Here is a 17,785-nt window from a genome sequence, read left to right on the forward strand (position 1 = left end):
CGGGTGACTTTCTCGGTGACCTGGCCCCAGATCCTGGCCTGGCGGCTGCGCCGTCAGTTCGTGAGCGAGCCCGGCGGCGGGCCGGTGGAGATCGCCCGGCGGTTGTGCGGGGTGCAGGCGCAGGTGGCCTCCTCCGCCCAGCTCGCCGTCGCGGTGCGGAGCGAGCGGCCCGACCCGCGCGCGATCGACCGGGCGCTGTGGGTCGATCGCGCGCTCACCAAGACGTGGATCATGCGCGGCACCCTCCACCTGGTGCCCGCCGACACCTTGCCCGACTACTGCGCGGCCCTGAGCACGCTCCGCTTCTGGGAGAAGGGCGTCTGGCAGCGCGGCCACGGCGTCACCGCCGGCGAGATCGAGGCCATCGTCGACGCCGTTCCCCGGGTTCTCGGCGAGCGCCCGGTCACCCGGGAGGAGCTGGTCGACGGCGTCGTGGCCGTCACCGGCGACGAGCACCTGCGCGAGGCGCTCGGCTCCGGCTGGGGCGCCCTGCTCAAGCCGCTCAGCCGTCTGGGCGAGCTGTGCTACGGCCCGCCCCGCGACGGCCGCGTCACCTTCGTCGCCCCGAGCGCCTGGCTGCCGGGCTGGCCCGCGGCGCTCCCGCCGCAGGAGGAGGCCGGGGTCCGGGTGGTCCGCGCGTTCCTGGGCGCCCACGGCCCGGCGACGCCGGAGATGCTCGACAAGTGGCTGTTCGGCGGCGTCGCCAGGAAGGCCGTGCTCAAGGGCTGGTTCCGCGACCTCGGCCCGGAGCTGGCGGAGGTGGAGACCGGCGACGGTCACACCCTCCTGGCCCTCGCCGAGCACCTCGACGACCTGGCTGCCACCCGCCCCTCCGAGGAGGTCCACCTGCTGCCCGGCTTCGACCCGTACATCCTCGGCGCGCCGCGTTCCCTGGAGCCGCTCGTCCCGGCCGCGGCCAGGCCGAAGGTGAGCCGTCAGGCCGGCTGGATCTCCCCGGTCGTGCTCCACGGGGGCCGGGTCGCCGGGGTGTGGAAGGCCGAGGCGGGCCGGGTCGTGCTCGACCTGTTCGAAGACGTCCCCGAGGGGCCGCTCGGCGACGCGGTGGCCCGCGTCGAGGCCCTGCCGGTCGCCGCCGGCGCCGCAGAAGGGTGACGATCGGGTTATGCGACGTTCTTTCCGCCAGGTCGACGTGTTCACCGCCACCGCCTACCTGGGCAACCCGCTGGCCGTCGTCGTCGACGGCGACGGCCTGACCGACGAGGAGATGCAGCGCTTCGCCGGCTGGACCAACCTGTCGGAGACCGCGTTCCTGCTGCCGCCCACTGACGCCGGGGCCGACTACCGCGTGCGGATCTTCACCCCCACCGCCGAGCTGCCGTTCGCCGGGCATCCCACGCTCGGCAGCTGTCACGTCTGGCTGGAGACCGGCGGCGTGCCCCGCGACCCCGCCATGATCGTCCAGGAGTGCGGTTCCGGCCTGGTGCGCATCCGCCGCGACGAGTCCGGGCCGGCCTTCGCCGCGCCGCCGCTGCTGCGATCGGGTCCCGTCGAGGAGGCCCTGCTCCAGGAGCTCGTCGACGGGCTCGGCATCAAGCGCGACGACATCGCCGACGCCGCCTGGGCCGACAACGGGCCGGGCTGGGTGGCGGTGCTGCTCCGCGACGCCGACGCGGTGCTCGCCCTGCGTCCCAAATCCGTCCCCGTCGACACCGGCGTCGCCGGGTTCTACCCGGAGGGCTCCCCGTTCGCCTACGAGGTGCGCGCGTTCAGCCCGTACGGGGGCATCGTCGAAGATCCGGTGACCGGCAGCCTCAACGCCTCGCTCGCCCAGTGGTTCCTGGGCGCCGGTCGCGTCACCGCCCCTTACGTGGCCAGCCAGGGCACCGTCCTGGGGCGCGCCGGCCGGGTCCGGATCTCCGCCGACGACACCGACGTGTGGGTGGGCGGGTCCGTGGTCACCTGCGTGACGGGCACCGTCGAGCTGTGACCGTCACGGGTGCGGCATGACTCTGAACCACACCGTGTCGCCGGGCCGGAGCTGCGCGGCGACCGCCAGGTCCGCCTCCGACACCACCGCGATCACCGGGTAGCCGCCGGTCGGCGGATGGTCGCTGAGGAACACGATCGGCTGGCCGCTCGGCGGCACCTGCACCGCCCCCGTCACCATGCCCTCGCTCGGCAGCTCGCCCTCCCGGGCGCGCTGCGGCTCCGCGCCGCGCAGCCGCACCCCGACGCGGTTGCTGTCCTGGCTCACCGTGTACGGGGCGGCGCACAGCGTCTCCAGCGCCTCCGGGGCGAACCAGTCGTCACGCGGCCCGGGCAGCACCCGCAGCACCGCCGGCCGGGGCCCGGGCGGCGGCGCCAGGTCCACCTCGATCTCGGCCAGCCCCGCCGCCGGGCCGACCGGCAGGACCGTGCCCGCCCGCAGCGGCGGCGGCCCCAGCCCTGACAGCGAGTCGGTCGATCGGCTGCCCAGCACCGGTTCCACCGCGATGCCGCCGCGCACCGCGAGATAGGTGCGCAGCCCCCACTCCGGCGTGCCGAGCCGCACCTCGCCGCCCTTCGGCACCCAGAACGGCACCCCCATGCCGGCCCCGCCCGCGCCGCCGGACACCGGGCACGGCGCGCCCGCCAGCGCCGCCCACGCCCCCTCCAGGAACCGCAGTCGCGCGCCCCCGAACGTCACCTCCACGCCCGCAAGGTGCTCCGGGTTGCCGACGAGCCGGTTGGCCAGCCGCAGGCTCCCCGCGTCGGCCGCGCCCGAGCACGGCACGCCCAGGTGCGCGTAGCCGTGCCGGCCCAGATCTTGCACGGTCGCGTACGGGCCCGGCGCCAGGACCTCGATCATGCGACCTCGAACCGCACGCGGGTGCCGGGCCGGAACGGCGTCGGCGGCTCGGCCGACACGTCCCACACCCGCGCGTCCGTACGCCCGAGCAGCCGCCACCCGCCGGGTGACGCCGTCGGGTAGACCGCCGAGTACGGGCCGGCGATCGCCACCGACCCGGCGGGCACCGACGTGCGCGGCGTCGCGAGCCTGGGGACGTGCAGCACCGGGTCCAGGCCGGTCAGGTAGGCGAAGCCGGGCGCGAACCCCAGCCAGCCGACGACCAGCTCCCGGCCCGTGTGCCTGGCGACCACCTCCTCCACCGGGATCCCGGCCGCCTCGGCCACCGACCCGAGGTCCGCGCCGTCGTACACCACGGGGATCGTCACGGTGTTCGCTTCCCGGCCGGTCTCCGCGGCTTCCTCGTACGGCGGGATCTCGCGGCAGCGGGCCACCAGGGTCTCCAGCAGGCCGCCCAACCGGCCCGGATCGGCGCCGGGAGCCACCACCAGCACCGTCTCAGGGCCTGGGACCACCTCCAGCACCCCCGGCGGACGCTCGCCCCGGAGCGCCGCGTCGAGCCGATGCGACACCTCCAGCGCACCGGTCTCCACCAGGAGCCCGTGCTCCCCGGCCCGCCTGATCACCCGCACCCCACCCCGCCGACACCCGTTCGGCGGGGCGGCACGGCAGCTGCGATGCGAGCCCCCGCGACGCGTCGGCGGATCGTCAACGGGCGGGGGCCCGGCGAGGTGGCGGGGGTGATACGGACGCTCTCGGCCAGCTCCGCGTCATGACCGACGCCCGGTCGCGGGGCTGCGGGCGGGGTGGCGGGGGTGAGGTGAGTGCGCCTGGAGAGGGTCGCGGCGTGGGGGGCGGGGCGGTTGGGGGTCATGCGAACGCCTGCAGGACCACGCCGGACTCCAGGAGACGGTCGCGGACGGCGCGGGCCAGGCCGACCGCGTCGGGCGTGTCGCCGTGGACGCAGATCGAGCGGGCGGTCACCGGCACGTCGGCGCCGTCGGCGGAGGTGACCAGCCCTTCCTTGGCCATCCGGACCGCGCGCGAGGACACCGCCTCGACGTCATGGATGACCGCGCCCGCCTCCCGCCGCGACACGAGCGTGCCGGCGGCGGTGTAGGCGCGGTCGGCGAAGGCCTCGCTGACGGTCCGGACCCCGGACGCCGCCGCCACCTCGTGCACCACCGACCCGGGCAGGGTCAGCACCAGCAGCGCCGGATCGTAGTCGACCACCGCGTCGATCACCGCCACGGCCTGCTCCCGGTCGCGGCAGACCCGGTTGTAGAGCGCGCCGTGCGGTTTGACGTACGAGACCCGGCCGCCCATCGCCCGGGCGATGCCGTCGACGGCGGCGAGCTGGTAGAGCACCTCGGCGCAGAGCTCCTCCGGCTCGACGTCCATCTCCCTGCGGCCGAAGCCGGCCAGGTCGCGGTAGGACACCTGGGCCCCGATCGCCACCCCCCGGTCGACGGCCGCCGCGCAGGTGCGTCTGATGGTCACCGGGTCGCCGGCGTGGAAGCCGCAGGCGACGTTGGCGCTCGTGACGATGTCGAGCAGGGCGAGGTCGTCGCCGAGCCGCCAGATGCCGAAGCCTTCGCCGAGGTCCGCGTTGAGGTCGATCACCATGGGTCCATCGTGACTCCTCCGCACCCTCACGGGGGCGGATTCCGCCCTGCCGGGCGTGGGGAAACGCTATCAGGGGGCTTCGCGGGGCGCGACGAACAGGGTCTGCGACGCGGAGCCGATCTCGCCGGACGTGTCGTACAGCGTGGAGCGGCTGAGGCCGCGGCCGGAGGGGCCGACGACGGTCTCCGCGTCCAGGCCGACCCACTCGCCCTCCGGCGCCCGGAACAGCGAGATCACCAGGTCGACGTTGACGAACATGTGGGTGTCGAAGTCGAGCGCGTAGCTGATGCCGTTGCCGCTGTCGGCGAAGAGCGCCAGCCGCTCCAGCGGGGTGATCTCCTCGTCCTGCACCAGCGGCACCCGCGACCTGCCCCACGCGGTGGCCGGGCCGGTCTCGGCCGCGCTGCCGTGGACGAAACGCCATTCGGTCGCGCGTCCGTACCCGAAACCCGTGGCCAGCCAGGACGGCTCGCCCTCCGACGGGGGGAGGGGCGGCGGGGGCGCGGCGGGCGTGGCCGGGGTCTCGGCCTCGCGGATCCGCCAGGCGGTGGCCCGGACGTACTCGCGGTCGCCGGAGGAGACGGAGGCGGACAGGCACTGGATCCGCTTGCCGTCGCGTACCACCTCGGTGCGGACCACCAGCTCGGCCACAGGCACCGGCCCGAACACGTCGACGGCCAGCCTGGACAGGTCGAGCCCGGGCCGCGGCGCGGTCCGGGCCAGCTCGTGCGCGATCAATGCGGTGACCGGGCCGAGGTGCTGGGTGCGCGGGTCCCAGGGCCCCTGGGTGTGTTCCGTCGCCTGATATCGGCCCGCGCGCAGCGGTACGTACATCGCCATGGGGGAAAGACTAGATCTCGTCGGGAATGTCGGCGATGTCGTCGAGAGCCGCGGCCAGCTCCTCCGGGTCGCCGCCGATGCGCTCGGCGATCTCGATCAGCACGTGCAGCACGTCGTGGCGGTCGTGGCCGAGGTCCAGCAGGCGCTGGGCGGCCTCCCAGAGCTGCGGCGGATCGCCCTCCCACAACCGGGTGGCGATCTCCTCGTGCCAGGCGAGGTGCTCCTGGTCGATGCCGCCCACGTGGTCGATCTCCAGCAGCACCCGCCGGTCGGCCTCGTCGGCGGGGTTGAGCCGGTCCAGGTCGACGCCGTTGTGCGAGCCCTGCAGGAACGGGAACGCGAACGCCCGCCTGGCCAGCGCCGACAGGTCGCCGTCGGGCAGCAGCCGCCCCAGCAGGGACCGGTCGAGCCCGAACGAGGTCGGATCGCGGTAGGCCTCGGGGAACTTGCCCGTCGCCTCCCACACCGCGTCGAGCGTGGCCTTCAGCCCCTCGTCGGGCAGGCCGGTGCGGTGCGCGGCGAAGCGCGCCCAGGCGGCCAGCACGTGCGGCATCGCCTCCTGCTCGGACTCCGACAGCATCACCTTGCGTGGCAGCCAGTCGAGCAGGAACGTCTCGCACTTGGTCGGGCTCACCCGCAGCGGCCTGCTGAAGTCCTGGTCGCAGCCGTAGTCGATGATGTGGTCGGCGCACCGCGAGGCGGCCGACGGGTCGGACAGGTGCTCGGCGTCGTCGGACGCGAGGAACTCCGCCGCCAGCATCGCCCGCCGCTCCCGGTTGTACGGGGCCTCGATGTGGAGCGGCGCGGGCCGCTTGCGCCCCGGAGGCAGCGCCTTCAGCCGCGCCCGGGCGAAGGCGTGGTAGGCGCTGTAGCTGTCGCTGACGGGCGGCGGCGTCTTCGGCTCGCCGGTGGCCTTCATGGCCGACTCCAGCAGCGCCCTGGCCTGCTGCGGCTCGATCTCCTCGAAGCGCAGCATCGGGTTGCCCGCCGCCTCCGCCCCCGCCTGCTCCAGCAGCTTGTCGACCTGCGAGGACACCCACGCGTCGCGCGCCATGCCGGACATGTTGTAGTCGACCACCATGACCAGCGCGTGACGGTCCTGCTGGTTGCGCGCCTCGTCGCCGTTCCACCGGTACGCGAACGTGCAGATCACCGTGTCCTGGTCGCCGTAGGCGTCGCGGGAGACGTAACAGCCGGTCGGCTTGACCGCGCCCACCCGGTCGGCCCACCCGGGCCTGGCCACGCCGGACTCCATCATGGCCAGCGCCGCGCCCTCGGCCTTGGCGCCCTGCCGGGCGGTGCCGAGGTAGGCCAGGCAGATCAGCAGTGTCAGCGAGGCCGGCGTGCCGGTCTTGGCGGCGTAGTCGACCAGCCCTTCACCGAGCACCTGCTCGACGTCGCCGCCCCTGACGCGCCTGCCCCACCAGGCGCCGATCATGTCGGAGACCATCAGCTCCGCGTCGAGCGGGCTCCGCACGGCGAGCAGCTCGCGTGCGGCCTGGACCATCTCCTGGAAGACGTCGTCAGGCGGAATGCTCTCCCGGGGGTCTCGTCGGTGTCGGCGCACGCCCTCACTCTCTCGCATTCCAGGCGCAATCGGTGCGTAGAACGCGGCCTGATGACTCCGATGTTATCGATGGGTTCGTGGCGGCGGTGCGGAGTTGACGATGGCGAGCAGGTGCTCGCGTGCGACGCGCTCGACGACCTCGGGCGTCGCCGTGATGCCGAGGTGCTGCGCGCACGCGCAGACGTCGGCGACACACCGGTCGATGGTGTCCACCGGCACGGTGAGGAACTCTTCGGCCAGCCGTAGACTGACCGGCTCCCGCAGGAGGCGTGTGGCCAGAGCGAGCATAGGTGTCAAATTCCTCTGGAGACCCGGGGGCAAACCCCCAGGAGTGGATGCGAGGCGACTTGCGCTCTCATTTCATCTTTTATGGAGGCACTGTCAAGGCCCCGAGGCGACTGTGTTCGCTTCTCCGCGGCGGCTTTCGTGCGAAGCTGTCTCCATGCGCATCCAGCTCACGCAGCGCGCCGAGGCCGACGACCTCCTCGGCCGCAACCCGCTCGCCCTGCTCGTCGGCATGTTGCTCGACCAGCAGGTGCCGATGGAGTGGGCGTTCACGGGTCCGCACACCATCTCCGAGCGGCTGGGGCACGATCTGACCGCAGAAGAGATAGCCTCCTATGACCCCGAGGCGTTCACCGCGCTGCTCGCCCGGAAGCCGGCCGTCCACCGCTATCCCAAGTCGATGGCGGCCCGGGTCCAGCAGCTCGCGGCCTACCTCGTGGCGCACTACGACGGCAAGGCCGAGCTCATCTGGGCCGACGCCGCCGACGGCAAGGAGTTGCTGAGCCGGCTGCGGGCTCTGCCGGGATACGGCAAGCAGAAGGCTCAGATCTTTCTGGCATTGCTCGGCAAACAACTGGGCGTGACGCCGCCAGGATGGCGCGAGGCGGCCGGCGCGTACGGCGAGGAGGGGTCCTACCGATCCGTGGCGGATGTGGTCGACGCCGACAGCCTGGCGAGAGTGCGAGCTTTCAAGCAGGCTGCCAAGCAGGCGGCGAAGGCCGAGTAGCCTGATCTTGCTGCGCAACGTGGAGCGATTTTGACAGGATGCGTTGACCGTATGGCGGCCGGGGCTTCCGTCCGCGCATGCCCATCGCCGATGATGTACTGCAGAATCCGGTCGCCCGGAGCTGCGCTACGCCGATACACGATTATGGAGATGTGCCGCGTGGGAGACCCTGGCACGCGACGGAGGTACGGACCATGAGCGCCGAGACCTCCGTTCCCCGTCCCCGGGAGTCGGATGTGGACATCTCAGACTCCGCCCTCTTGAAGGGCCTGTTGTCCGAGGCAGAGTTCGCCTTTGCCTTCTTCGACGTCGAGGGCCGCATCCAGCGGGTCAACGACGTGTTCAGCGATCTCGTCGGCGTGCCCGCCGACCGCCTCACCGGCCGCCCGCCCGTCGAGGCGCTCGCCGCCGACCTCAGTCAGGCCATCACGCAGGGCGTCCAGGCCGTCGTCGAGAGCGAGGGCCCGGTCGCCGAGCGCCGGCTGCGGGTCCGCTCGCCCGAGGGCGACGACCGGCACTGGTCGATGTCGTTCTCGCCGATCCACGACGAGGCCGGCGAGCTCCGGGCCGTCACGCTGGTCGGCCTCGACGTGACCGAGAGCCGCCAGATCGAGGAAGACCTGCGCCGCAGCGAGGAGCGCTACCGCTCGCTGGTCGAGGCGCAGTCCCAGCTGGTGTGGATCACCACGCCCACCGGCACGGTCGCCGAGGACGCGCCGCAGTGGCGCGCCATCACCGGCCAGGGGCTCGAGGAGTACCTCGCCTACGGCTGGCTGGACGTGGTCCACCCCGACGAGCGCCAGGCCACCGAGGAGGCCTGGAAGGAGGCGCTGCGCGGCCGCACCATGTTCGAGTGGAACTACCGCGTGCGCACCCGCGCCAGCGGCTACCGCCACTTCGAGGTGCGCGCGGTGCCGATCATCCGCCACGGGCGGGTGGTCGAGTGGGTCGGCGCCAACACCGACGTGACCCCGCAGCGCGAGGCCGAGGAGATGCGCGGCAGGCTGACCGACCAGCTCGGCGCCGCCGCCCTGCGCACCGCCCGGCTGCAGGGCGCCACCGCCCAGCTCGCCGAGGCGCTCACGGTCGAGCAGGTGGTGCAGGTCATCATCGACGTCGGCCGCACCGCCCTGGCCGCCGACCGGTCCGCCGTGGCGCTGCTCGACACCGACCGCGCCGCGCTCAAGCTGATCAACGGCGAGGGCATCCCGGAGGCCTCCGGCTCCTCCGGCGAGGAGATCCCGCTGTCCCACTCCAGCGTGATGACCATGGCCGTCAACAGCCGCCGGCCGGTCTTCGCCGAGTCGCCGGTGAGCCTGAAGATGCAGCTGCTGGAGGCCGGCGGCGACGAGAAGGTGCTCGCCCACTACCTCGCCAGCAGCGACGAGCAGGCCTGGGTGGGCCTGCCGCTGCTGGCCGCGGGCCGGGCCCTGGGCGCGCTGCGGTTCTCGTTCACCAGGCCCCAGAAGATCTCCCAGGAGGACGGCGTCTTCCTGGAGGCGCTGGCCGGCCAGTGCGCGCTGGCGGTGGAGCGGGCGACGCTGTTCGAGCGCGAGCACCGCACCGCCGAGACGCTCCAGCGCAGCCTGCTGCCCGACCACCTGCCCGTCGTGAAGGGCCTGGAGCTGGCCCAGCGCTTCCGCTCCGGCAGCCGTCACGTGCAGGTCGGCGGCGACTGGTACGACGCGTTCGTGCTCCAGGACGGCCGGGTCGCGGCCGTCGTGGGCGACGTCATGGGCAAAGGCGTCAAGGCGGCGGCCGGGATGGGCCGCATCCGCAACGCCATGCGGGCGCTGGCGCTGACCAACCCGCCGCCCGCGGCCGTGCTGACCGGCCTCGACCGGGTCTTCGACGCCACCGAGGAGGAAGACCAGGTCACGACCCTGGCCTACATGGTCGTCGAGCCTGCCACCGGCGAGGGCACGCTCGCGCTCGCGGGCCACCCGCCGCCCGTGCTGGTCTCGCCGCAGGGCACCGCGATCCTGTGCGACGCCGAGCCCGGCACGCCGCTGGGCTGGCCGACGAGCCGCAGGCAGTTCCGGTTCGTGGTGCCGCCTGGACACACCGCCGTGCTCTACTCCGACGGCCTGGTGGAGAACCGCAAACGCGGGCTGGACGCCGGCTTGGCAGAGATTTGCAGTGTTGTGACCGAAGCGCCGCCTGAGGTGGTGGCGAATCCCCACATGCTGCTGGATTTCCTGGTTGACGGGATGTTGTCGGGATATGAACAGGACGATGACGTTACCGCCCTGGCTATCCACGTCCCCGCCATCACGAAGAGTGACTGAATGAAACAGTCATAAGGGTTGCTTTCGGGTATCAGTGCCGCCCTTGCGTACGCACTACTCTCTCGGTCGGCCTAGGGTGGAGGTCAACCGCCGGGAGGTGGCCGTATGGAGTGCGAGGGCGTGCCAGAATGCTGGAAGGTCCGTAGCGGTCCGCACGGCCTCACCGATCTCCGAGAGAGGCAACAGCCCCCTAGCGGGCATCTGGGTCCATTGTCGCCACGCGTTCGTTCGAGAGGTGTTCGTGTCGCCTGCAAGTTCGACTCGCTCGAAGCCACAAGAGCTGAACGAGCCCGTCATTCAGCGACTGCTCGAGCGTGGGCGCTCGCAGGGTTTCCTCGAGTCTGAGGATGTCCGTCAGGCCTTCGAGGAGGCGGACATCCCCATGTCGCACGCCGCCGCGTTCTTGCGGAACCTCAGCAAAGAGGGCGTGACCGTGGTGGTGACCGCCGCGGATTCGGCTGCGCCGAAGAAGAAGTCTCGAGGTTCAGCAAAGCGCCAGACCGCCGCGCCCGTCAAGAGCAAGACGGCGGCGGCCGCCAAGGAGCAGCAGCCGGAGACCGTGACCGCGGTCGTCGGCACCGCCGAAGCCGAGCCCGCGCCGAAGAAGCCGGCCCCCGCCAAGAAGGCCGCCCCGGCGGCCAAGAAGGCGGCCCCGGTCAAGGGCGCCCCCGCCAAGAAGGCCAAGCCTGAGAGCGCTGGGCCTGCCGAGACCAAGCCCAAGGCCCCCGAGGGCCCCAGGTCCGAGGTCGACGACGACGATGACATCGAGCTCGACGGCGACGTGGAGCTGGAGGACCTGGAAGACCTCGAGGTCGAGGACGAGGAGATCGTCGCCGAGACCGACACCGAGACCGAGGGCGACACCGACGAGACCGAGGACGAGCCGAAGCCCGAAGTGGTCGTCGCGGTCAAGGAGAAGAGCGAGGACGAGGTCCTCATCCTCTCCGACGACGACGATGACGCGCCCGTGGCGCAGGTCGCCGCCGCCGGGGCCACCGCCGACCCGGTCAAGGACTATCTCAAGCAGATCGGCAAGGTCCCCCTGCTCAACGCCGAGCAGGAGGTCGAGCTGGCCAAGCGCATCGAGGCCGGCCTGTTCGCCGAGGAGCAGCTCGCCAGCGACGGCGACGGCCTCCCGGTCGACGTGCGCGCCGAGCTCGAGTGGATCGCCGAAGACGGCCGCCGGGCCAAGAACCACCTGCTGGAGGCCAACCTCCGCCTGGTGGTCTCGCTGGCCAAGCGCTACACCGGCCGCGGCATGCTGTTCCTGGACCTGATCCAGGAGGGCAACCTGGGCCTGATCCGCGCGGTCGAGAAGTTCGACTACACCAAGGGCTACAAGTTCTCCACCTACGCCACCTGGTGGATCCGGCAGGCGATCACCCGGGCCATGGCCGACCAGGCGCGGACCATCCGCATCCCGGTCCACATGGTCGAGGTGATCAACAAGCTGGCCCGCGTCCAGCGGCAGATGCTGCAGGACCTGGGCCGCGAGCCGACGCCGGAGGAGCTGGCCCGCGAGCTCGACATGACCCCCGAGAAGGTGGTCGAGGTCCAGAAGTACGGCCGCGAGCCGATCTCCCTCCACACCCCGCTGGGCGAGGAGGGCGACAGCGAGTTCGGCGACCTGATCGAGGACTCCGAGGCCATCGTCCCGGCCGACGCGGTCAGCTTCACGCTGCTGCAGGAGCAGCTCCACTCGGTGCTCGACACCCTGTCGGAGCGCGAGGCCGGCGTGGTGTCGATGCGGTTCGGCCTCACCGACGGGCAGCCCAAGACGCTGGACGAGATCGGCAAGGTCTACGGGGTGACGCGTGAGCGCATCCGGCAGATCGAGTCGAAGACCATGTCCAAGCTCCGCCACCCGTCCCGTTCGCAGGTTCTGCGCGACTACCTCGACTAGGTGACGCGCCCGGAAAGGGCACGGCCCCTCGCGGGCCGTGCCCTTTCCGCTGCCCGGAGGGCTTTCAGAGAGGGTTCGGGCGGTTCTCAGGAGGGGCCCGGACGGGTTCTCGGGAGAGGCCCGGACGGTTCTCAGGGGAGGCCGGGCTGTCTAAAGGAAGGTCCGGGCGGTTCTCGGGAGAGGCCGGGCCGTCTAAAGGAAGGTCCGGGCGGTTCTCGGGAGAGGCCGGGCCGTCTAAAGGAAGGTCCGGGCGGTTCTCGGGAGAGGTCCGGACGGGTTCTCAAGGAAGGTCCGGGCGGTTCTCAGGGGAGGCCGGGCCGTCTAAAGGAAGGCCCGGGCCGTTCTCAGGGGAGCAGGACGTCGAGCCTGCCGCCCGTGAGCGTGACCCGGTAGCCCAGGTCCTCCAGGGTCTTGACCAGCTCGTCGGGGGTCTCCGGGGTGTGGCCGCTCTCCAGGAGCCGCCGGGCGACCTCGCCGCGGGTGGCCTTGGCCATGTGGCTGACGACCTTGCCGCCCTTGAGCACCCGTACGGACACGCCGCGGGCGCCCGGGCGCCAGGCTGCCGCGTACGCGGAGGAGCGCATGTCGACCACCAGCCCCGGCAGGCGCTCCAGCTCCGGTGTGACGAGCGGCCTCCAGAAGGCCGCAAGGGGGCCGACGGGCGGCAGGGTGACGCCCATGGCCAGCCGGTAGGGCGGAATGCGGTCAGCGAGCCGCAGGACGCCCCACAGGCCGGAGAAGATCAGCACGCTCTCCTCGGCCCTGGCCCGCGCCTCGGGGGAGAGGCCGCCGAGCGCCAGATTGTCGTACAGCACCCCGGTGTAGAGCTCGCCGGCCGGGAGGGTGCCCGCCACCTGGAGCTCCAGGTTTTTCGCGAGCTCCGGAGCCTGACCGGGGGACAGGCCGAGCACGTCCAGGGCGTCGCGTCTGCGGGAGGCGCGGACGAGGGCGTTCAGCACCCGCTTGCGGGGCCGGTCCAGCTTCGGGAAGGACAGGCCGGCGACGGGCGGCCCGTCGCCGGCCGCGGCCTTGCCCTCCGACGGGGGCAGCAGAATGAGCACAATGCCGCAGCTTACCGGGGCATCGGCGCAGGTCAGCGGTGACCTGTCGTGGCGATGCCGCGCACGAAGTACCGCTGGCCGAAGAAGAAGATCAGGATCAGCGGCAGCGTCGTGATCACACTGGCCGCGAGCACGATCTCCCACTTCGGGTCGCCGCCCTGGTAGAACTGGTCGACGATGGCCTTCAGCCCCCTGGGCAGCGTGTAGAGCTGCGGATCCTGCAGGTAGATCAGCGGTTTCATGAGGTCGAACCAGCTTGCCTTCAGCTCGAAGACGAACGCGATGATCAGCGCGGGTCTGGCCAGCGGCAGCGCGATCCGCCAGAACAGGTCCAGATACGTGGCGCCGTCCACGCGGGCCGCCTCGAACACGTACCTCGGCACCCCGAGCAGGAACTGGCGGAGCAGGAAGATGTAGAACGCCGACCCGAACAGGTTGCCCGCCCACAGCGGCACCTGCGTCCCGGTGAGCCCGGCGGCGTTCCAGATCAGGTACGTCGGCACGAGCGTCACCGCGGCGGGCAGCATCATCGTCCCCAGCACGCTCGCGAAGATCAGATTGCGCCCGGGAAAGCGGAAGTAGGCGAACCCGAAGGCCACGAACGCGCTCGACAACGTCACCGAGACCGCCGCCGCCAGGCCCACGACCAGCGTGTTCAGCAGCCAGGCCAGCATCGGCGCGGCCTGCCAGACGGCCGCGTAACTCTCCGGCGCGAACGGGTCCGGCCAGGGGACGAACGGGTCGGCGAAGGTGTACGAGCGAGGCTTCAGCGAGGCGACGACCAGCCACACGAACGGATACAGGAAGATCGTCGACGCGGCGGCCAGCATGAGCAGGAAGAACACCCGGGCCGGGCCGCCCCGGGGCCGATCGGCGGCGCTCATGCCCGCTCCCCGCCCTCGTAGTGCACCAACCGGCCGCCCACCCGCCACTGCACGAACGTGATCAGCGCGATCACCAGGAAGAGCACCCAGGCCAGGGCCGAGGCGTACCCCATGCGCAGGAACTGGAAGGCCTGCTGGAACAGGTAGACGACGTAGAACAGGGCCGCGTCGCCGGACGCCTGCTGGGTGACCTGGTTGCCGAAGAACATGGCGTACACCTGGTCGAACATCTGCAGCGACGCGATCGTGTTGATGATCAGCACGAAGAACAGCGCCGGGCTGATCATGGGCAGCGTGATCCGCAGGAACCGGGCCCACGGTCCGGCCCCGTCGATCATCGCGGCCTCCGACAGCTCGGCCGGCACGTTCCGCAGCGCCGCGAACAGGATGATCGTCGTGGAGCCCAGGTTCCACAGCGACATGAGGACGATGCCCGGCAGGATCCAGTCCGGGTCCGTGGTCCACTGCGGTCCCTCGACCCCGAACAGCGCCAGGAACTGGTTCACCATGCCGGCCTGGCCGTTCAGCAGGAACAGGAACAGCACCCCGACCGCCACGTACGGGGTCATCGACGGCAGGTAGAAGATCGTTCTGAAGACGCCGGCGCCGCGCCCGCCGATCCGGTTGAGCATGAGCGCCAGCGCGAGGGCGAGCACGATCGCCAGCGGCACGTGCAGCACCGTGTAGACCACCGTGTTGCCGATGGCCCTGGCCACCTTCGGGTCCTCGGCGAGCCGGGCGTAGTTGTCCACCCCGGCCCAGCGCGGGCTGGAGATCAGGTCGTACCGGGTGAACGACAGCACCAGACTGGCGATCATCGGGCCGAGCTGGAACACGGCCAGCCCGATCAGCCAGGGCAGCACGAACACGTACGCCCACCGCGTCTCACCCCGCTGGAACCCGCGCCAGGAGCCGTGTCCTGACCCCCGCCGGAACCCGCGCCAGGAGCCCCGCCGGGAGCCCCGCCCGGATTCTCGCCGGGGCGCCGACCCGGGCCCGCGCCGGGCACTCTGGCCCGGCGCGCGTCCCCGCGTTGTCACGACCCGGCTCCGTCGATGGCCTTCTGGGCCTCGGCCTGGGCCTGTTCCAGGGCCTTGTCCGGGGCCTGGCCCTCCAACAGCACCCGGGTGCCCGCGTCCTCCCACGCCTTCTTGAACTCCGCCGCGGCGGCCGACTGCGGCACCGCGAACCCGACCGGCTGCACCTCACGGATGACCTTCACCGCGTCGTCGAACTGCTTCTTCCCGCTCGGCCGGACGATCTCGCCGAAGATCGTCTCGTCCGCCTTGGCGTTGCCGGTGTAGGTGCCGATGTTGACCTTGCCCTCCTGGCTGCGCTTGTCCTGACGGGCCTTGGCCGCGGCGATCCAGGTGTCGGCGGCGGTCATCGTCTTCATCCAGCGGCAGGCCGCCTCCGGGTTGTGCGCGCCCTTGGGGATCACCCAGGCGTTCCCGCCGACGTAGTTGACCGGCTTGCCCTGCCGGTCACGGAACGGCAGCACGGTGATCTTCACGTCGGGGCTGCTGCCGGCCATCGAGCTGACCAGGAACTGCTCGCTCAGCAGCATGCCGACCTGGTCCTTGACGAACGGGTTCTCGGCGCCGAAGAAGTCCCAGGTGTCCACGTACGACTTGAGCCGCTTCCAGCCGCCCTGCTCCTCCACCAGGCCGTGCGCGTACCGCAGGGCCTCGACCACCTTCGGGTCGGCCAGGCCGGCGGTGCGGCCGTCGGCGGAGAGGATGTCGGCGCCGTTGGCCTTGGCCCACAAGGGGAGGAACTCGGGTAACTTCGGGTTGAAGCCGAAGCGTTCGATCTTGCCGCCGTCCGTCTTGGACATCTTCTTCGCCAGGCGGGCGAGGGCGTCCCAGTCGGAGGTGTCGATCGAGGCCGGGTCGACCCCCGCGTCCTCGGCCGCCTTGTCGTTCACGATGAGGACGATGGAGTTGTAGAACTCGGGAATCCCGTACCACTTGCCCGCGTACTTCACCTGTTCCTGCGCGGCCGGATAGTAGTCGCCCGTCGGGATCGACTCGCCCGACACGCACGCGTCGATCGGCTGGATGGCGCCGCGGGCGGCGTAACTGCCGATGCGGTCGCGCGAGAGGTACACCACGTCCGGCGGGTTCCCGGCGGCGACGGCCGACAGGAAGGCCTGCTCGTCGAACGCGCCCTCGTTGATCTGGACCGTGACCTGCGGGTTCGCCTTCTTGAACAGGTCGACGCGGACGGAGGCGATCTCGTCGGGGAGCCCGAAGCCCATCGTGGTGAGCGACTGCCCCGCCGTCCGGCCCTCACCACCTCCTCCGCCTTCTCCGCTTCCTCCGCCGACTCCACCGCAGGAGGACAGGACGAGCATGCCGGCCACGACGACGGCTCCCGTTGAACGGGACATGGCAACCCCTTTCACGGCCCTTTGACTGGTCGAGCGCCTTACCGGGAAGTGGGTTGTCAAACGTGCCGAGCAGTGCAGGTCAGCTAGGCTCTCCGGGATGGATGTCGATCTTCTGGTGCACGAGGCATGGCCGGCCTGGGAACAGGTCGCGCTCGGCGGCTGGGTGCTGCGCCACGCGGGAGGCGTGACGAAGCGGGCCAACTCGGTGCTGGCGGCGGGGCAGCCGGAGGATCTCGACGCCGCGATCGCGGCCGCGGAGGCGTTCTACGCCGAGCGGAGCGTGCCGTGCGCCTTCTCGATCGGCGCGGGCGCGCCGCCCGGCCTGGACCGCGCCCTGGACGCGCGCGGGTACGCGCTGGTGGACCCCACCGTCGTCATGGCGGGCACGATCCGGGGCAAGGCCTCCTGGCCGGTACGGATCGAGAAGCGGCCCTGGCAGGGCTGGCTGGAGGCGTGGTGGGCGGTCGACGGCCGGTACGCCGACGGGCTGGAGGCGGCCGAGCGGATCCTGACCGGCGTGCCGGCGCTGTACGCGGCCGTCGAGGAGGACGGGGTGCCGGTGTCCGTCGGCCGGGGCGTGCCCCAGGGCGAGACGCTCGGGGTCTACTGCATGGCCACGCTTCCCGCTTTCCGCCGTCTTGGGCTGGCCAGGGCGGTTCTGCGGGCCCTGGCGGCGGCGGGCGACACGCCCGGGGCGTACCTGGTGGTGACAGAGCGCAACCTGGCCGCGCGGGAGTTCTACCGGAGCGAAGGTCTGGAACCCGCGGGCGGCTACCACTACCGCCTACGGGCCGGGAAGGCGGGCGCGGCCGGATGAGCCGGTGCGGATGTCTGAGTCCCCTGGGCCGGGAGCGGCGCCTGGACCCTCGGCTCGCGCCAGGAGCGCCGCCGCAATCCCGCGGGGGCCGGAATCCGGGGGAACGCAAGACGGCGACCCCGGTCGAGCCGGGATCGCCGTCCTGTGGAGATATATGTGGTTATGTCGTCACGGCGAGCGCGTCACCGCTCGTCGCTAGGGGCAATCTTCGGAGTTTCGCTGAGACGGGCCGACTCGTCCAGGATGTCAGCGCCCTTCTCACGCAGTGCCGCGATGTGCTTACGCCCATGGTGGGCGCAGAACAGCAGCTCCCCACCGACCGGCAGGGTTGCGCGAATGTACGCCTGGGCACCGCAACGGTCGCAGCGGTCGAGGGCCGTCAGCGGCTTAACGGGGGCAAGAGCTCCAGTCACGTATCGCCTTTCGGGTCACCCCCGCCGAAGCGAGGATCTGGCGTCAGTCACTTGGAACAACATCTAACCGGACGTGGACGTTCCCAACCCACAGGTCTCTACGCCCAGAGCAGAATGTGTCCGAAAGTAATGGGGATCACCCTGCTGGTAACGGCAAACATGGCGCCATGGCA

Annotated in this window: 17 protein-coding genes; 6 read left to right on the forward strand and 11 right to left on the reverse strand. The window is 71.5% G+C overall.

The features are described from left to right. Positions 1–3 precede the first annotated feature (3 nt). Positions 4–1,113, forward strand: coding sequence for a winged helix DNA-binding domain-containing protein (locus tag ACGFI7_RS06565; RefSeq protein WP_393399984.1), 1,110 nt, complete (start codon positions 4–6; stop codon positions 1,111–1,113). Positions 1,114–1,123: 10 nt separating this feature from the next. After that, positions 1,124–1,948, forward strand: coding sequence for a PhzF family phenazine biosynthesis protein (locus ACGFI7_RS06570; protein WP_393399987.1), 825 nt, complete (start codon positions 1,124–1,126; stop codon positions 1,946–1,948). 3 nt (positions 1,949–1,951) lie between these two features. On the opposite strand, the gene ACGFI7_RS06575 is transcribed toward ACGFI7_RS06570, so the two are convergent. The 6 genes from ACGFI7_RS06575 to ACGFI7_RS06600 form a co-directional block, all read right to left on the reverse strand. Then, positions 1,952–2,809 (reverse strand): biotin-dependent carboxyltransferase family protein, encoded by an 858-nt coding sequence (locus ACGFI7_RS06575; RefSeq protein WP_393399990.1) that lies wholly within the window; start codon positions 2,807–2,809, stop codon positions 1,952–1,954. Then, positions 2,806–3,435 (reverse strand): allophanate hydrolase subunit 1, encoded by a 630-nt coding sequence (locus ACGFI7_RS06580; RefSeq protein WP_393401865.1) that lies wholly within the window; start codon positions 3,433–3,435, stop codon positions 2,806–2,808. The genes ACGFI7_RS06575 and ACGFI7_RS06580 overlap by 4 nt, the downstream gene beginning before the upstream one ends. Before the next feature lie 244 nt (positions 3,436–3,679). Next, positions 3,680–4,435: a LamB/YcsF family protein gene (locus ACGFI7_RS06585; protein WP_393399993.1), complete on the reverse strand. Its 756-nt coding sequence runs from the start codon at positions 4,433–4,435 to the stop codon at positions 3,680–3,682. 69 nt (positions 4,436–4,504) lie between these two features. Continuing rightward, positions 4,505–5,275 (reverse strand): thioesterase family protein, encoded by a 771-nt coding sequence (locus ACGFI7_RS06590; protein ID WP_393399996.1) that lies wholly within the window; start codon positions 5,273–5,275, stop codon positions 4,505–4,507. Positions 5,276–5,285: 10 nt separating this feature from the next. Then, on the reverse strand, positions 5,286–6,782 hold the full coding sequence (locus ACGFI7_RS06595; protein WP_393401868.1) for a hypothetical protein: 1,497 nt from the start codon (positions 6,780–6,782) through the stop codon (positions 5,286–5,288). Positions 6,783–6,905: 123 nt separating this feature from the next. After that, positions 6,906–7,130, reverse strand: coding sequence for a hypothetical protein (locus ACGFI7_RS06600; protein WP_393399999.1), 225 nt, complete (start codon positions 7,128–7,130; stop codon positions 6,906–6,908). Between the two features lie 154 nt (positions 7,131–7,284). Between ACGFI7_RS06600 and ACGFI7_RS06605 the strand changes: the two genes are divergently transcribed. The 3 genes from ACGFI7_RS06605 to ACGFI7_RS06615 all read left to right on the forward strand — a co-directional run bounded on the left by ACGFI7_RS06605 (position 7,285) and on the right by ACGFI7_RS06615 (position 12,045). Further along, positions 7,285–7,854 (forward strand): HhH-GPD-type base excision DNA repair protein, encoded by a 570-nt coding sequence (locus ACGFI7_RS06605; RefSeq protein ID WP_393400002.1) that lies wholly within the window; start codon positions 7,285–7,287, stop codon positions 7,852–7,854. 194 nt (positions 7,855–8,048) lie between these two features. Then, positions 8,049–10,142: a SpoIIE family protein phosphatase gene (locus ACGFI7_RS06610; protein ID WP_393400005.1), complete on the forward strand. Its 2,094-nt coding sequence runs from the start codon at positions 8,049–8,051 to the stop codon at positions 10,140–10,142. 241 nt (positions 10,143–10,383) lie between these two features. Continuing rightward, a complete protein-coding gene (locus ACGFI7_RS06615) occupies positions 10,384–12,045 on the forward strand; it encodes an RNA polymerase sigma factor (RefSeq protein ID WP_393400008.1) in 1,662 nt (553 codons plus the stop codon). A 344-nt stretch (positions 12,046–12,389) separates the two neighbouring features. On the opposite strand, the gene ACGFI7_RS06620 is transcribed toward ACGFI7_RS06615, so the two are convergent. The 4 genes from ACGFI7_RS06620 to ACGFI7_RS06635 form a co-directional block, all read right to left on the reverse strand. Then, positions 12,390–13,106 (reverse strand): YaaA family protein, encoded by a 717-nt coding sequence (locus ACGFI7_RS06620; RefSeq protein WP_393400011.1) that lies wholly within the window; start codon positions 13,104–13,106, stop codon positions 12,390–12,392. A 32-nt stretch (positions 13,107–13,138) separates the two neighbouring features. Continuing rightward, positions 13,139–13,990 carry a carbohydrate ABC transporter permease gene (locus ACGFI7_RS06625; protein ID WP_393400014.1) on the reverse strand — a complete coding sequence of 284 codons (852 nt, stop codon included), beginning with the start codon at positions 13,988–13,990 and terminating at the stop codon, positions 13,139–13,141. Continuing rightward, a complete protein-coding gene (locus ACGFI7_RS06630) occupies positions 13,987–14,859 on the reverse strand; it encodes a carbohydrate ABC transporter permease (protein ID WP_393400017.1) in 873 nt (290 codons plus the stop codon). The genes ACGFI7_RS06625 and ACGFI7_RS06630 overlap by 4 nt, the downstream gene beginning before the upstream one ends. A gap of 167 nt (positions 14,860–15,026) precedes the next feature. Further along, entirely contained in the window at positions 15,027–16,382 is a 1,356-nt protein-coding gene (locus ACGFI7_RS06635) for an extracellular solute-binding protein (RefSeq protein ID WP_393400020.1), read from the reverse strand. 97 nt (positions 16,383–16,479) lie between these two features. Between ACGFI7_RS06635 and ACGFI7_RS06640 the strand changes: the two genes are divergently transcribed. Next, the gene (locus ACGFI7_RS06640) at positions 16,480–17,199 is read left to right on the forward strand and encodes a GNAT family N-acetyltransferase (protein WP_393400023.1); all 720 of its coding nucleotides are present in this window, start codon (positions 16,480–16,482) and stop codon (positions 17,197–17,199) included. 182 nt (positions 17,200–17,381) lie between these two features. Here ACGFI7_RS06640 and ACGFI7_RS06645 read toward each other — a convergent pair whose 3' ends face one another. Continuing rightward, positions 17,382–17,612, reverse strand: a complete 231-nt coding sequence (locus ACGFI7_RS06645; RefSeq protein WP_393400026.1) for a hypothetical protein — start codon at positions 17,610–17,612, stop codon at positions 17,382–17,384. Between the last annotated feature and the right edge of the window lie 173 nt (positions 17,613–17,785).

This window comes from Nonomuraea sp. NPDC048826, from assembly GCF_043198225.1.
GTDB lineage: Bacteria > Actinomycetota > Actinomycetes > Streptosporangiales > Streptosporangiaceae > Nonomuraea.